The sequence below is a fragment of the Gordonia sp. (in: high G+C Gram-positive bacteria) genome, assembly GCF_052106715.1.
In the GTDB taxonomy this organism is placed as follows: Bacteria; Actinomycetota; Actinomycetes; order Mycobacteriales; family Mycobacteriaceae; genus Gordonia.
The window spans coordinates 36,523-50,468 of the sequence record NZ_JBQEDL010000004.1; the positions used below are offsets into that span (position 1 = coordinate 36,523).

12 protein-coding genes are annotated in these 13,946 nt (G+C 66.9%); 9 read left to right on the top strand and 3 right to left on the bottom strand.

Annotated features, from left to right (window positions below):
• Nucleotides 1-103 precede the first annotated feature (103 nt).
• Both ACTIMF_RS03155 and ACTIMF_RS03160 read left to right on the top strand, forming a co-directional pair.
• Nucleotides 104-751: a PadR family transcriptional regulator gene (locus ACTIMF_RS03155; RefSeq protein WP_442348822.1), complete on the top strand. Its 648-nt coding sequence runs from the start codon at nt 104-106 to the stop codon at nt 749-751.
• Nucleotides 744-1,838: an inositol-3-phosphate synthase gene (locus ACTIMF_RS03160; RefSeq protein WP_442348823.1), complete on the top strand. Its 1,095-nt coding sequence runs from the start codon at nt 744-746 to the stop codon at nt 1,836-1,838. Before ACTIMF_RS03155 ends, ACTIMF_RS03160 begins: the two co-directional genes overlap by 8 nt.
• An 88-nt stretch (nt 1,839-1,926) precedes the next feature.
• On the opposite strand, the gene ACTIMF_RS03165 is transcribed toward ACTIMF_RS03160, so the two are convergent.
• The 3 genes from ACTIMF_RS03165 to ACTIMF_RS03175 form a co-directional block, all read right to left on the bottom strand.
• Nucleotides 1,927-2,592, bottom strand: a complete 666-nt coding sequence (locus ACTIMF_RS03165) for a hypothetical protein (RefSeq protein ID WP_442348824.1) — start codon at nt 2,590-2,592, stop codon at nt 1,927-1,929.
• A complete protein-coding gene (locus tag ACTIMF_RS03170; RefSeq protein ID WP_442348825.1) occupies nt 2,589-3,320 on the bottom strand; it encodes a hypothetical protein in 732 nt (243 codons plus the stop codon). Before ACTIMF_RS03170 ends, ACTIMF_RS03165 begins: the two co-directional genes overlap by 4 nt.
• A 202-nt stretch (nt 3,321-3,522) precedes the next feature.
• Nucleotides 3,523-5,322 (bottom strand): hydroxysqualene dehydroxylase, encoded by a 1,800-nt coding sequence (locus ACTIMF_RS03175; RefSeq protein WP_442348826.1) that lies wholly within the window; start codon nt 5,320-5,322, stop codon nt 3,523-3,525.
• A 352-nt stretch (nt 5,323-5,674) separates the two neighbouring features.
• On the opposite strand from ACTIMF_RS03175, the gene ACTIMF_RS03180 reads away from it, so the two are divergent.
• From ACTIMF_RS03180 to ACTIMF_RS03210, 7 genes are all read left to right on the top strand, one after another.
• The gene (locus ACTIMF_RS03180; protein ID WP_442348827.1) at nt 5,675-6,250 is read left to right on the top strand and encodes a TerD family protein; all 576 of its coding nucleotides are present in this window, start codon (nt 5,675-5,677) and stop codon (nt 6,248-6,250) included.
• Between the two features lie 133 nt (nt 6,251-6,383).
• The gene (locus ACTIMF_RS03185; protein ID WP_442348828.1) at nt 6,384-7,493 is read left to right on the top strand and encodes a DUF475 domain-containing protein; all 1,110 of its coding nucleotides are present in this window, start codon (nt 6,384-6,386) and stop codon (nt 7,491-7,493) included.
• An 11-nt stretch (nt 7,494-7,504) separates the two neighbouring features.
• Complete coding sequence (locus ACTIMF_RS03190) at nt 7,505-8,113, top strand: TerD family protein (protein WP_442348829.1); 609 nt, start codon at nt 7,505-7,507, stop codon at nt 8,111-8,113.
• Between the two features lie 70 nt (nt 8,114-8,183).
• Entirely contained in the window at nt 8,184-9,371 is a 1,188-nt protein-coding gene (locus tag ACTIMF_RS03195) for a hypothetical protein (RefSeq protein WP_442348830.1), read from the top strand.
• A 19-nt stretch (nt 9,372-9,390) separates the two neighbouring features.
• The gene (locus ACTIMF_RS03200) at nt 9,391-10,578 is read left to right on the top strand and encodes an HpcH/HpaI aldolase/citrate lyase family protein (RefSeq protein WP_442348831.1); all 1,188 of its coding nucleotides are present in this window, start codon (nt 9,391-9,393) and stop codon (nt 10,576-10,578) included.
• Nucleotides 10,563-12,965, top strand: coding sequence for a phosphoribosyltransferase (locus ACTIMF_RS03205; RefSeq protein WP_442348832.1), 2,403 nt, complete (start codon nt 10,563-10,565; stop codon nt 12,963-12,965). The genes ACTIMF_RS03200 and ACTIMF_RS03205 overlap by 16 nt, the downstream gene beginning before the upstream one ends.
• Nucleotides 12,962-13,942 carry an HAD family hydrolase gene (locus ACTIMF_RS03210; RefSeq protein WP_442348833.1) on the top strand — a complete coding sequence of 327 codons (981 nt, stop codon included), beginning with the start codon at nt 12,962-12,964 and terminating at the stop codon, nt 13,940-13,942. Before ACTIMF_RS03205 ends, ACTIMF_RS03210 begins: the two co-directional genes overlap by 4 nt.
• The last annotated feature ends 4 nt before the right edge of the window (nt 13,943-13,946 follow it).

Below are 13,946 nucleotides of genomic sequence, written 5' to 3' on the forward strand. Positions count from 1 at the left end.
AGATCAAAGACCAGAAGCACCCGCGCAATTCGGCATCAAATATATCGATGCGATACATTGAGGATTGCATCTAGCCGTCACAACGCGTCGAAAGGGGTCCGCCGTGCTCGAAATGGCCGTGTTGGGCCTTCTTCTCGAAGCGCCGATGCACGGCTACGAGCTGCGAAAGCGTCTGACCGGCCTGTTGGGCGCGTTCCGCGCGTTCAGCTACGGCTCGCTGTATCCGACCCTGCGTCGGATGCGCGCCGATGGCTTGATCACTGAGGACGAGCCGGAGACGGTGACCGTCACCAAGGTTCGCCGCGGTCGCCGCGTCTACCGTCTGACCCCCCAGGGGGAGGCTCGATTCAGCGAGTTGGTCGCCGACACGGGACCGCAGAACTACACCGACGACGGGTTCGGCGTGCATCTCGCATTCTTCAGCCGAACGCCCGCCGTCGCGCGGATGCGGATTCTGGAGGGTCGACGTCGCCAGGTCGAGGAGCGTCGCGAGGGTCTGCGCGACATGCTCGGACGCTCGTCGCGGGGCAACGACCACTACACGCGGCAGATGCACGAACTGAGCTTGGAGACCTCCGAACGCGAGGTCCGATGGCTCAACAAGCTGATCGCCGACGAGGCATCAGCGGAGTCGCAAGATTTGCATGCCGAACCGCCGACCAACGGCGACGGCATCGAAGAAGGAAATGAAACGGCGGTACCGCATTCCGCCGTATCGCCACAGAAAGAAGGAGAGCCCGACCATGGGTGAAACCAACAGCGTGCGCGTGGCCATCGTCGGCGTGGGTAACTGCGCCTCATCCTTGGTCCAGGGCGTGCACTACTACAAGGACGCAGACGAGAACGCGACCGTGCCCGGCCTCATGCACGTCAAGTTCGGCGGTTACCACGTCCGCGACGTCGAGTTCGTCGCCGCGTTCGATGTCGATGCCAAGAAGGTCGGCTTCGACCTCGCCGAGGCGATCAACAACAGCGAGAACAACACCATCAAGATCACGGACGTCGCCCCGCTGAACGTTCCGGTGCAGCGCGGCCACACGCTCGACGGGCTCGGCAAGTACTACAAGGAGACGATCACCGAGGCCGACGGCGACGGCGTCGACGTCGTGAAGGCACTCAAGGACTCGGGCGCCGACGTCCTGGTGAGCTACCTTCCGGTCGGCTCGGAGCAGGCCGACAAGTTCTACGCACAGTGTGCGATCGACGCGGGCGTCGCCTTCGTCAACGCCCTGCCCGTCTTCATCGCCTCCGACCCGGAGTGGGCCAAGAAGTTCGCCGACGCGGGCGTCCCGATCGTCGGCGACGACATCAAGAGCCAGGTCGGCGCCACCATCACCCACCGGGTGATGGCGAAGCTGTTCGAGGACCGCGGCGTAGCCCTCGACCGCACGTACCAGTTGAACGTCGGCGGCAACATGGACTTCAAGAACATGCTTGAGCGTGAGCGCCTGGAGTCGAAGAAGGTCAGCAAGACCCAGGCCGTCACCAGCAACCTGACCGGTTCGCTGTCGGGCAAGATCAACGACAAGAACGTGCACATCGGACCGTCGGACTACGTCGCATGGCTCGACGACCGCAAGTGGGCCTACGTCCGCCTGGAGGGCCGCGCCTTCGGTGACGTCCCCTTGAACCTCGAGTACAAGCTCGAGGTCTGGGACTCGCCGAACTCGGCGGGCATCATCATCGACGCCGTCCGCGCCGCGAAGATCGCCAAGGACCGCGGCCTCGGTGGTCCGATCCTCCCCGCCTCGGCCTACCTGATGAAGAGCCCGCCCGAGCAGATCGCCGACGACGTCGCGCGCCAGCAGCTCGAAGCCTTCATCATCGGCGCCGACTAGTAGCGCCACTTCGGCAGATCCCTGAACGTTGTGCTCGACGGTGTCCCAGGGACACCGTCGAGCACAAAGGTTCGCGCGTCCGACTCGGTCAGCCTCCGACCGGCGCGGGCGGTGCAGACCTCGGGAAGCCCTGTGGCCGGGGACGCGGTCGGATCGACAGATGCGACGATGCGACGGCCTGCCACGTCGTGAGAGCGAAGATCACCGTAAGGTCGATCGCCGGAAGGTAGAGGCCCGGGCCGACGGACATCGTCACTTCCGAGTTGCCATCAGTGGTCGTGGCGTCGTCGAACTGCCCCATCGAACCCGTTCCGGAAATCGCCGCGCCCGGGTTGAACCACGTGAACAGCAGCACGAACAGCGCCGCCGCGCTGGCCAGGGCGAGGAACGTGAAGACCCGTCGGTCCCGGCCGCGCGACGCGTACAGCGCACCGGCCGCGACCCCGAGCGCCAACACGATCGGGATGAGTGCGCCTACCGCATAGCCGGAGACGATCAGGTCGTAGCCGCTCACGTCGACGTGGGCGCCGCCCGAGTTCTCGCAGTACTTGCCCGACCGCTCACAGCCCTGCTCCCAGTAGTCGGTCAACGACGAGGCGCCCCCGAAGATCAGATACGTCAGATAGTCGTCATCCCCGAGCGACATGAGGAGTCGTCCGCTGACGCTGACCGAGATCAGCGGCAGCATCGTCAGGCCGAGACCGACGAGTCCGAGCACCGCGGTGACGGCCGCGACGATCCGCGCGCGACTCACGGCATTCCCGGGCCGCCGGTCGGCGGCTGCTGTGGCTGTGGGGCCTGCCCCCACCCCGTCATCGGCGCAGGCCCCTGCGCTACGGGCATCGGAGCGAACGCACCCGACTGCGGCCCGATGGGACCGAACGCGGTGTGCCCGAACCCGTTCTGCTGCGGCTGATCGGTCCCGTTGCGCCAGTACGCGACGCCTGCGGCGGCCGAGGCGAGGAACCCGAACACGACCGCGACGATGAGGCCTGCGCCCGGCCCGACGTCGACGACGCGGTCGAAGAGGTCACCGACCGAATCTGCGCCCATCTTCTTCATCTCCGGGGTCGCCTCCTTCTCGAGATCACCGGTGATGGCGACGTCGGGAAGCGGGTTGGACATCATCATGATCAGGCCGAGGAGGGTGGCCCCGATCGCGCTGACGGCCGACACGAGCGAGCCCTGCCGACGACCGAGGACACCGGGAATCGCTGTCACCGCGGCGATCAGCATCAGGATGGGGATGGCGAGCGCCACGACGGGCGCGTTGAAAGGCACGATCGTGTAGAAGCCCATCCCGACATCGACGGTCCCGTTCACCGAGTCGTCGACCGCTCCGGGGTCGACAGTGATCGAGTACAGGTCGAGCAGCGAGCAGAACAGCACGATCACGCCCGCGACCGCAGTGGCGGCGGATGCGATCGGGCCGATGTCGAGTGGTCGACGCGGCCCAGGCGCCATCGGCGGATACCCGGGCATCGGGCCCGCCTGCCCCTGCGGCTGGACCCCCGGTCCGGGATCCTGGTTGAACGGCTACATCCGTGGCGCTCCTTTTAGACTCCGACTCTCTGTCCGACGCCAACCCCTCGAGGGCGTCGTCGAGTGGAGCGTAATGCCCATCACCGGCATCTGCGCAGCGGTATGCCGTGCGTGTGAACCGTTCGAACGACCCGACGAATCGTCAGACGTCGAGCACGTGCCGCTGCCCGGACCGATAGCGTTTACGATCTTCTGCCTTCAACGGCGCGAGGAACGACGGTTCCCACAGTGGATGCACCGCAGCGTCTTTCGCCGGGCTGTCGGACGCGGCGATGATCGCATTCGCGACGCGCCTGCCCGCCTCGTTGGCGCCTTCCATAGTCGCGAGATCGATGTTGGTGCGGACGTGGTCGCCGCCGATGAAGAAGTTGGGGATCTTCGTGTAGGCGTGCGGGCGGTGCTCGTACGACCCGGCGGTGTTGACCATGAGCGGCGTCGCGTTGGTGATCTTCGGCGTCCAACTGATCCCGGGGTCGAGCGACCAGGCAACGATCTCCTCCTCGCGAAGGATCTTCTTTCCACCCGCATTCATGGCGCGGCTCATCTGCGCCCAGACCTCCTTGGCGATCTCCTTCTTGGTGCAGCGTTTGGCCGGTTTACCGTAGAGGACTCCCGGCTTCTCCCAGTCGGAGATGTCGATGGACAGACAGTCACGGGCACGACCGTCGCCGTACTTCTTCGCGAAGTCGACACCCCACGGCTTCGCTTGGAACAGTCCGGTCAACGCCCACGGGGTGCCGAGCGCAGCGATGTGGCCGGGCGGCAGCTCGCTGCGCCGTGACAGATAGAACTGGATGCCGACCATCCAGTCGTCGTTCAGCTTCCCGATGCCGCGAAGCGACGGATCGGCCGCCAACAGTGTCGGACTCAGCAGCGGGCCGAGGCGATCGATCGGCATCGCCGCGACGTACCAGTCGGCGTTGACCGTCGCTCCCGACGCCAGTCGCGCACCGGTGATCCGGCCGCCCGCGTAGTCGAACGCGGCGACGCTCTGGTTCATGGCGAAGGTGACGCCTCGCCGTGTGAGGTAGGCGACCCACGGGTCGATCCACGCGTGGCTGGTCGGCGCGTTGAGGACCTGGTCGACGCCGCCGAAGATCGGACCGGTCTCGTACTGCGGCACCAGTCCGGTGGCCGACGTGGCGAGCGCCAGGCCGATGGAGCCGATGGTGCGGGCCGACGCGGTCTCGGACTTGGCCGCGACGAGCGCGCGGGTGAGTGCCCCGGCGAGGTAGCGCCGATACGCGGGCGACTTGCTGTCGGCTTTCACGAACTCGCGCCACGACATCTTCTCCCACTGCCCGTACCGTCGTTCGTCGCAGCTGGTCGCGAAGATCAGTTCGCGATTGACGAAGTAGGCGAGTTCCAGTGGTGAGATGTCGCGGACGAAGCTCAAACCGGTGGTGAGCGCGTTGCGCAGATTATCCAGATCAACGATCGGGCCCGCGTGCTCGATCATGCCGATCGCGGACGTGGGGGTCGTCGTCGGCGCGTACCCGGCGTCGTCGAACGCGACGAGGGCGGTCTCGACATTCACCAGATGTCTGCTGCGGACGTTGCCGCCGCCCGGCACCGGGATGCGCTCCATCGTGTCCGGGACATGCTGATAGCAACCGGGGAAGAAGCGGAACCCGTGTTCGCCCGGCAGCGCCTCGCGGCCTCCCTTCGCGGTACCGGGCACGTCGTGACTGAACGCCTTGCCACCGAGCCTGCTCGGCTCGTAGACGGTCACCGTGAACCCGCGCTCGATCAGTTCGTGGGCCGCCGACAGGCCGGCCATCCCACCACCGAAGATCGCTACCTCGCGTCTGGCCCGGGTCCGAGGGGCGGCGTGCGCGTACGACGCAAGCGGGCTCGTCGCCAGCACTCCGGTCGCCACCGCCGCGGCCGCGGCGCCTTTCAAGGCTGTTCTGCGCGTGATCGACTCGCCTACGTCGTTCATGGATTCCTCGTCCGTGGATTCAGCGTCCGCACCACTCGACGCCCCTGTGACATGTACCACCCGGAGGCCCCAAAATGGGACTGATCCGAGAAACAGTCTCATTCTTGGTCGGCATCTGGGGAATGACCCCCATGCCGACACGGTGAGTTCACGCTAATCTGGGGAAATGAGGGCGGCAGGCGGACGTTTCGGGCCTCTCGCGTTTCGGACCTCTCGGAAGGCGCGCCCTCGTTCACACGACCGACTTCTCGTACAACCTGACATCGTCAGACGCCGTTACAGTGACGCTGCACCGGGCTTCGGGGCGCGCGTCCAACCCGAGCAGCCAGCTCGCCGATTGAAAGGAATGCACATGGGTGTGAGCTTGACCAAGGGCGGCAACGTCTCCCTGACGAAAGAGGCCCCCGGACTGACCGCCGTCACCATCGGCCTAGGCTGGGATGTCCGCACCACCACGGGCACCGATTTCGACTTGGACGGCAGCGCCATCGCGCTCAAGACCGATAAAAAGGCCGTCTCCGACCAGCACTTCGTGTTCTTCAACAACCTCCGTTCGCCCGACGGCTCCATCGAGCACACCGGCGACAACACCACCGGTGAGGGCGACGGCGACGACGAAGCGATCAACATCGACCTGGCCGCCGTTCCGCCCGAGGTCGACTCCATCGTCTTTCCCGTCTCGATCTACGACGCCGACGCCCGCAGCCAGTCGTTCGGGCAGGTCCGCAACGCGTTCATCCGCGTCGTCAACCGCGCCAACGGCTCGGAGATCGCCCGCTACGACCTCACCGAGGACGCGTCGACCGAGACCGCGATGGTGTTCGGTGAGCTCTACCGCAACGGCGCGGAGTGGAAGTTCCGTGCCATCGGCCAGGGGTACGCCTCCGGACTCGCGGGCATCGCCCGCGATTTCGGCGTCAACGTCTGACGCACTCGACCAGTACCGCTGCCGCGGGCGCGTCGCCGATCTCGGCGGTGCGCCCGCGACGGCGCCCGGCCGCTGCAGACTCTTCTCGTAGGGGATGCGCGCCGACCATTCTCCTGAAAGGCCGTCACCGCACGTGATCCTCCGAATATTCGGTCTGTCGTTCCTCATTACCATCGTCTCGCTGGTGGTGGCGTTCATCTACGGCGGCCCCGAAGCTCTGCTTCTGACCCTGATCCTCGGCATCCTCGAGATCTCGCTCTCGTTCGACAACGCCGTCATCAATGCCACTGTGCTCCGTCGCATGAGCGATTTCTGGCAGAAGATCTTCCTCACCATCGGCATCTTGATCGCCGTGTTCGGCATGCGCGTGCTGTTCCCGCTGGTCATCGTCTGGCTGGCGTCAGGGCTCAACCCGGTCGACGCCCTCGATCTGGCGCTGAACCCGCCTGCGAATGACGCCTCGCACTTCGCCAACGGCGATCCGAGCTACGAGACGATCATCACTGACGCCCACCCGCAGATCGCGGCGTTCGGCGGCATGTTCCTGCTCATGCTGTTCCTCGGCTTCATCTTCGAGGACAAGGAGATCACCTGGCTCTCGTGGATCGAGCGGCCACTGATCCGCATCGGCAAGCTCGACATGCTCAACGTCGTTATCGCCACCGGCGTTCTCGTGATCACCGCGAGCTTCATCGCTCATGAGGGCGAGGCGAGCACGGTCATGATCGCCGGCGCACTCGGCATGATCACCTACATCGTCGTCAACGGACTCGGCGAGATGTTCAACACCGACGATGAGGACGAACCCTCGTCAGGTCCGTCCGATCTGGTCAAGGCGACCGGCAAAGCCGGCTTCTTCCTGTTTCTGTACCTCGAGGTCCTGGACGCATCGTTCTCGTTCGACGGCGTGATCGGCGCGTTCGCGATCACCGCGGACCCGATCATCATCGCGCTCGGCCTGGGTCTGATCGGTGCGATGTTCGTCCGTTCGCTGACCGTGTACCTGGTCCGCAAGGGCACGCTGTCGGAGTACGTCTACCTCGAGCACGGCGCCCACTGGGCGATCGGTGCGCTGGCGTTCATCCTCATGTACTCGATCGGGACCCCAGTCCCCGAGGTCATCACCGGGCTCGTCGGCGTGGTCCTGATCGCCGCCGCACTCGTCACCAGCGTCATCCGCAAACGACGTGAGGCGAATGACGACGGACTCACCAACGAACTTCTCGACGTAGAAGCGAAATAGGACGGCAGATCATGGCTGTGAACATGAACAAAGTGACACTCGACAAGGACACCCCGTCGGTGTCGCTCACCAAGCGGGGCGAGTCCCAGGGCACGATGCGCGTGAACTTGAACTGGACGCAGTCGGCTCCGTCGCGCGGATTCTTCAAGCGGAACACGGCCGTAGACCTCGACCTGGCCGCGATGTACGAGCTGGCAGACGGGTCCAAGGGCGTCGTCCAGGCGCTCGGCAATTCGTTCGGCGACCTGAATCGTCCACCGTTCATCTTCTTGGACGGCGACGACCGCAGCGGCGGCTCGGAGGGTGGCGAGAACCTGCACATCAACCTCGGCGACGTGAATCGTTTCCGGCGAGTGCTGATCTTCGCCTACATCTACGAGGGCGCCCCGAACTGGTCCGCCGCGAACGGCGCGGTCACGCTGATGCCGACCTCCGGCCCACAGGTCGAAGTCCGACTGGACTCGGCAGACGACAAAGCGATCTCGTGCGCCATCGCGATGCTCACCAACGTGGACGGCGAGATGCAGGTGCAGCGAGAGGTCCGCTACATCCGCGGCGCGCAACGCGACGTCGACGCCGCGTACGGGTTCGGCATGAAGTGGACTGCGGGGAAGAAGTGACTACTGCGGTCGGCCGGGGCTCCCGCCGGCTGACCCGGTGATCACCGCTGGTAGTCGATAGCATCGAAGAGTGCCCAGCAACCCGCGCCGCAGCCTGTTCGGCAGGCGACCGCAAGCTGATCGCGCCACCCCGGCGCAGCTCGCGGCGTTGACGGACGCGTTCTTCGCCTGTGAGTCGACGATGGGTCAGATCGCGCCGGCGGTGCGCGCCGCCCGCGCGGTGTCGCCCGGGTCCATCCCGCCTGCCGAATGGGATGCGGTGCGCGACCAGTACGACGGGGTCATCACGCAGTACTTGACGGTCTCCGCAGAAGGGTCGCCCGAGGCGACACCTCCCGCGGTCGACAACTGTCTGCGCGGATTCGCCCAGGTGTCGGCGACACTGGATCGTTTCGGTCGGACGCACAGCCGTGCGTTGAACGCGGGAAAGGCCGCGGTCGCGGGCGCCGAGCAGGCCGATCGCGATGCGCGGGTGGCGGCCACGAGCGCGCTCGCCGCACTCGACTCCGCACGATCCGAGTACGTCGGCCTGACGTCGGTACGGGCGGCTGCCGATGCCCTCGCCCAGAATCTGTCGGCATTCGAGGCGGCCTCGGGGATCACGGATCGCCGACAAACCGGCGAGGCCGTTGTCGCCGCGGCCACGAACGTGCAGCAGTTGCTCGACAAGGCACCGAACATGGCCGCGGACGCAGACCGCACCATCCGGTCACTGGACACCCGGCGGCAGGCCGTCACCACCCGTCTGGAGAAGATCCCCGCGGTGGTGTCGTCGCTGCTCCGCGAGTTCAGCGCCGAATGCTCGGCAGACCTGGTCTCGACGCCGGACGACGTGCGCGCCGACCTCGCGGCGGCGACGACAGAACTCGATCGCGCCCGATCGCTGGTGTCGGGGGCGCCCGACGAGGCGCTCGCCGCCACCGAGCGGGCACGGACCCTGTTGACCCACGCGGACGACGAACTCGACCGCGCCTTCGACCGCCTGACCGATCTACGCGAGGTGCGTCACGACCCGGTGGAGGCGTCGGCGCAGGTGCGGTTCCGGGTGCGCGACGCGCAGCATTTCGCCCTCGGTCACGGACTGGAACGCGAATGGGGGTCGGTCCTGGACGCACAAAGCGATCGCATCGACCGTGCGGCGACGACCCTCGAACGCATCCACCCCGACTATTGGAGCTACCTCACCCAGTTGCGTGCCGTCGACAGCCGCATCACCGAGATCATCACTCGGATGCGCGAGCAGGTCGCGCGCCACTGACGCGCCTCCCCGAAAGGAGATGACCGTGACCGAGCGAGCCACGACCCGAGGAATCACTCATTTCTCGCATCTCGACGACGCGCAGTGCGAGCGTCTGTTCCGATGCCGCCCCCAGCCGGTGACCCTCGAGTCGCCGATCACGCATCTCTCGGTGGCGCTGGGCGCCACCCTGTACGTCCCCGCGACCAGGCCTGACCTGGCCGCCCTCGTGCGGCGTCGCGCCGCCGAGGGTGTCACCTCGATGGTCATCGATCTGGAGGACGCCGTCCCCGACGACGACGAGGCGCTCGCCCTCGCCGGAACCATCGCTGCGATCACCGAGTTCGCCGAGCAGGGTTGGTCGGGGATGCTGCTGTTCGTCCGTATCCGATCGATCGCGCAGATCGAGACGATCACCGCCGCGCTCGACACCGGGCACTGCCTCGCCGGTTTCGTCATTCCGAAGTTCGAGGCGTCCACCGGTGGAGCAGCATTGGACGCGGTCGCTGCGGCGTCGGTCGACCTGGGTAGACCGCTGTTCGCGATGCCGGTACTGGAGTCTGCGCGCATCGTCCACCGGGAGACCCGCGACGCCGAGCTCACCGCGATCCGCAACGTCTTGAACCGGCATCGTGACCGTGTCCTGGCGGTCCGGATCGGGGCTACCGACATCTGCGGGCTGTTCGGGATCCGCCGCGACCGCGACGTAACGATCTACGACGTGCGCGTGGCGGCCGACGTGATCGCGGCGATCGTCAACATGCTCGGACGGGCCGACGGCACCGGCTTCGTGATCACCGGACCAGTGTGGGAGTACTTCGCCAACCACGAGCGGATGTTCGCGCCCACGTTGCGGCACACACCGTTCCGCGAGCTCGACGCCGTGTATTTCCGACAGCACCTGGTCAGCCGCGACATGGACGGGCTCCTGCGCGAGATCGCGTTGGATCGCGCGAACGGGATCACCGGCAAGACCGTCATCCATCCGGTCCACGTGGGGGCGGTGCACGCATTGTCGTGCGTCGCCGACGAGGAGTACTCCGATGCGCTCGACATCCTCTACCGAGACAGCGGTGGCGCGCAGGCGTCGTCGTACCGCAATAAGATGAACGAGCTCAAGCCACACCGCAATTGGGCGCTGGCCGTGCTCGATCGAGCCCATGTATTCGGGGTGGCGCGCCCCGACGTCAACTTCGTCGACCTCCTCACCGAATGGAGCAGCGAGTGACCGCGAGTACCACGGCATCCTGGGTCACCGCCGAGTTCGGCGCCACCGTCTCCGGCGACAGAGTCGACGCACTGGTGCAGCTCGGGCTGCGACGTAACCCGAAACGGGCACACCTGCTGGTGTCCACGGTGCTCGGCAAGCATCTACCGACGCCGCCCGCCCGAGTACGCGCGGCCGCCGACGCGCTCGCCGACGCCGTGGTCGAACTCCTCGGCGACGACGCTGCGGCGGCCACCGTCCTCGGCTTCGCGGAGACGGCGACGGGGCTCGGCCACTGCGTCGCCGAGCGCATGGAAGCTGCCCGCTACCTGCATTCGACGCGGCGGGCGGTCGCGTCGGCGACGGTGCACGGCTCGTTCGAGGAAGGGCACTCGCATGCGACGACCCATCTGCTGCAGCCGACCGACGCCGCCATCCTCGCCACCGAGCCCACGGTCCCGGTCGTGTTGGTCGACGACGAGATCAGCACCGGGCGAACCGCCCTGGAAGCGATCGAGGCGTTGCACGGCCTCGACCCCCATCACCGATACGTGGTCGCATCCCTCGTCGACATGCGTTCACCCGAGCATCACGCCGAGTGCGCCGCCACCGCCGACCGCATCGGAATCACCGTCGACTTCGTCGCGCTCGCCTCGGGCCGAGTGAGCCTGCCCGACGACCTGACCGCCCGGGTGTGCGCGTTGGCGCCCGCCGAGCTGAATCCGACAGGCGACGACCGCGGACCCGTCGAGTTCGTGTCGGCGCCCTGGCCAGCGTGTGTGCCGGACGGCGGCAGGCACGGCTTCCTCGCCGACGACACCGCAGCGTTCCACCGGGCGGTCGACGATCTCGCTGCGGGGCTGCGCGGCGTGCTCGCCGTCGACGAGTCGGTGACTGTCGTCGGCCACGAGGAGCTGATGTATCTGCCGCTGTGCATCGCCGAGCGGCTCGCCGACCAGGGCGTCGACGCGGCGTTCCAAACCACGTCGCGCTCGCCTGCGCACGTCGTCGACGAGGACGGCTACCCGCTCCGACGCGGCTTCTCGTTCCCTTCCCCGGAGGGAATCGACGACCTCGGCCGGTTCCTCTACAACGTCGCCGCTCCGGGATCGTCGGCGACGCCCACGGTCCTGCTGGTGATCGACGATCCCGCCGACACTGCTGCGTTGCGCGCGGACGGCGGGCTCCTGGACGTGCTCACCGCGGCCGGGCACCGCGTCGTCGTGGTTACAATCCCCTCGGCCGATCCGGCCCGACTGAGCGCGGCCCGCGCGCATGCGTCGAGTCGACCCGCGCCGGTCGGCGACCCGCTGCGCGGACCGCAGTTCGGCTCGTACGCTCCCGGTGAGGTCGCGTGGCTGCTGAAGGATCTGTCGGAGTTCTCGCTGGAGGGCGATCTCGCCGAACGTGAACGTCGTATCCAGGCGGGTCTCGCGCATTACGCGGAATCGCTGCCGATCGAGTTCCAGCCGGGCGCGGACTATCTGGAACTGTTCGACGCGGCGCTGGCCGGGTCGGCACGACGTCTGGCGCTCGCGGTCGGCACTGTCGCCGAACTGATCCTGGTCGAGCGGTCGCCGAACCCGACGCTGGTGTCGTTGGCGCGTGCGGGCACCCCGATCGGTGTCCTCATCGCGCGCTGGATGCGGTGGTCGCGCGGGATCACGCCCGCCCACTACGGGGTGTCGATCGTGCGTGGTCGCGGAATCGACGCCGTCGCACTCGACTACATCGCCGCACGTCACGACCCCGATTCGGTGGTGTTCGTCGATGGCTGGACGGGTAAGGGCGCCATCGCGCGAGAGCTGACCGCAGCGCTCGACGAGTACGCGGCTGCGGGCGGCGCACGGTTGAACGACGAGCTCGCGGTCCTCGCCGATCCCGGCTCGTGCACCCGCTTGTTCGGGACTCGGGACGACTTCCTGATCGCATCGGCCTGCCTCAACTCGACGGTGTCCGGGCTCGTCTCGCGAACCGTGTTGAACGACGAGTTGATCGGGCCCGGCGATTTCCACGGTGCGAAGTTCTATCGCGATCTCGCGCCGTTCGACGTCTCGAACCGGTTCCTCGACACAGTCGCAGCCGAGTTCGCGTCGGTCGCCGACGACGCCGTAGCGCATGCCGCCGTCCTGCGGGACTCCGATCGCACCCCCCAGTGGGACGGTTGGGCGTCCGTCGAGACGATGCAGCAGCGGTACGAGTTGTCGTCGATCAACTTCGTGAAACCGGGGATCGGTGAGACCACCCGCGTCCTGCTGCGCCGCGTCCCGTGGCGGATCCTGGTCCGCGTACCCGATCTGCCCGATCACGAGCACATCCGAATGCTCGCCGCCGAGCGCGGCGTGCCCGTCGACGTGATCGACGACCTCGCCTATTCATGCGTCGGCCTGATCAAGGAGAACGTATGAACGCCCTGATCGCGACCGACCTCGACCGCACCATGATCTACTCGCGCTCTGCAGTTACTAACGCCGGTCGAGCGGATTCGAGACCCCCATCTCCCGGTCGAGCAGAGCTCCCATCCGCTGGTCGAGCAGAGCTCTCATCTGCTGGTCGAGCGGAGTCGAGATTTCAAACCGAGCGGTCGAAACCCCCCGTCTGCGTCGAGATCTACAACGACGCACCGCTCAGCTTCATGACGGCGCCTGCCGTCGACGCCCTCACCGCGCTGGCGGCGCACACCAACGTCGTCCCGGTCACGACCCGCACCCGCGCGCAGTTCGAGCGGATCTCGCTGCCGGGCGGTCCGTTCCGGTACGCGGTGGTCTCCAACGGCGGGCGGATCCTGTGCGACGGCGACGACGACGCGCTCTGGCGCGCGCGTCTGCACGAGCGCGTCTCCGAGCGGTCTGCTCCTCTCGCAGATCTGCACGCCGACTTGCTGAGCAGGATCGACGACTCGTGGGTGCAGTCCACCCGCATCGCGGACGACTTGTTCGTGTACCTCGTCGTCGATCCCGACCGCCAGCCCCCGGACTTCGTTCCGTCGTGGCGAGAATGGTGTGCGCCTCGCGGTTGGACGGTGTCTCAGCAGGGTCGGAAGATCTATGCGATGCCCGTCGCCGTCACGAAGTCCTCCGCGATCGCCGAGGTCCGACGCCGCCTCGTCGAAGAGGGCGTCCTACCGACCGACGCTCCGGTGCTCGCGGCCGGTGACGGCCGACTGGATGCCGACCTGCTCGAGTTCGCCGATCACGCGATCCGGCCGCGTCACGGCGAACTCCACGACGCAGGCTGGACGATCCCCGGCCTGAAAGTCACTCGCGTCGCGGGTGCGGCGGCCGCCGAGGAGATCCTCGCCTGGTTCGCTGCACGCGCATTCGCCGCTCCCGCTCCTCCCGTCTCCACCGATCCTGTTTCCGATCCGGCATTCGCCGAGAAGTAGAGGT

Coding starts and splice junctions, on each gene's coding strand:
- ACTIMF_RS03160 (WP_442348823.1), top strand. CDS start 744: ATGGGTGAAACCAACAGCGTGCGCGTGGCCATCGTCGGCGTGGGTAAC.
- ACTIMF_RS03170 (WP_442348825.1), bottom strand. CDS start 3,320: ATGCCCGGGTATCCGCCGATGGCGCCTGGGCCGCGTCGACCACTCGAC.
- ACTIMF_RS03175 (WP_442348826.1), bottom strand. CDS start 5,322: ATGAACGACGTAGGCGAGTCGATCACGCGCAGAACAGCCTTGAAAGGC.
- ACTIMF_RS03180 (WP_442348827.1), top strand. CDS start 5,675: ATGGGTGTGAGCTTGACCAAGGGCGGCAACGTCTCCCTGACGAAAGAG.
- ACTIMF_RS03190 (WP_442348829.1), top strand. CDS start 7,505: ATGGCTGTGAACATGAACAAAGTGACACTCGACAAGGACACCCCGTCG.
- ACTIMF_RS03200 (WP_442348831.1), top strand. CDS start 9,391: ATGACCGTGACCGAGCGAGCCACGACCCGAGGAATCACTCATTTCTCG.
- ACTIMF_RS03205 (WP_442348832.1), top strand. CDS start 10,563: ATGGAGCAGCGAGTGACCGCGAGTACCACGGCATCCTGGGTCACCGCC.
- ACTIMF_RS03210 (WP_442348833.1), top strand. CDS start 12,962: ATGAACGCCCTGATCGCGACCGACCTCGACCGCACCATGATCTACTCG.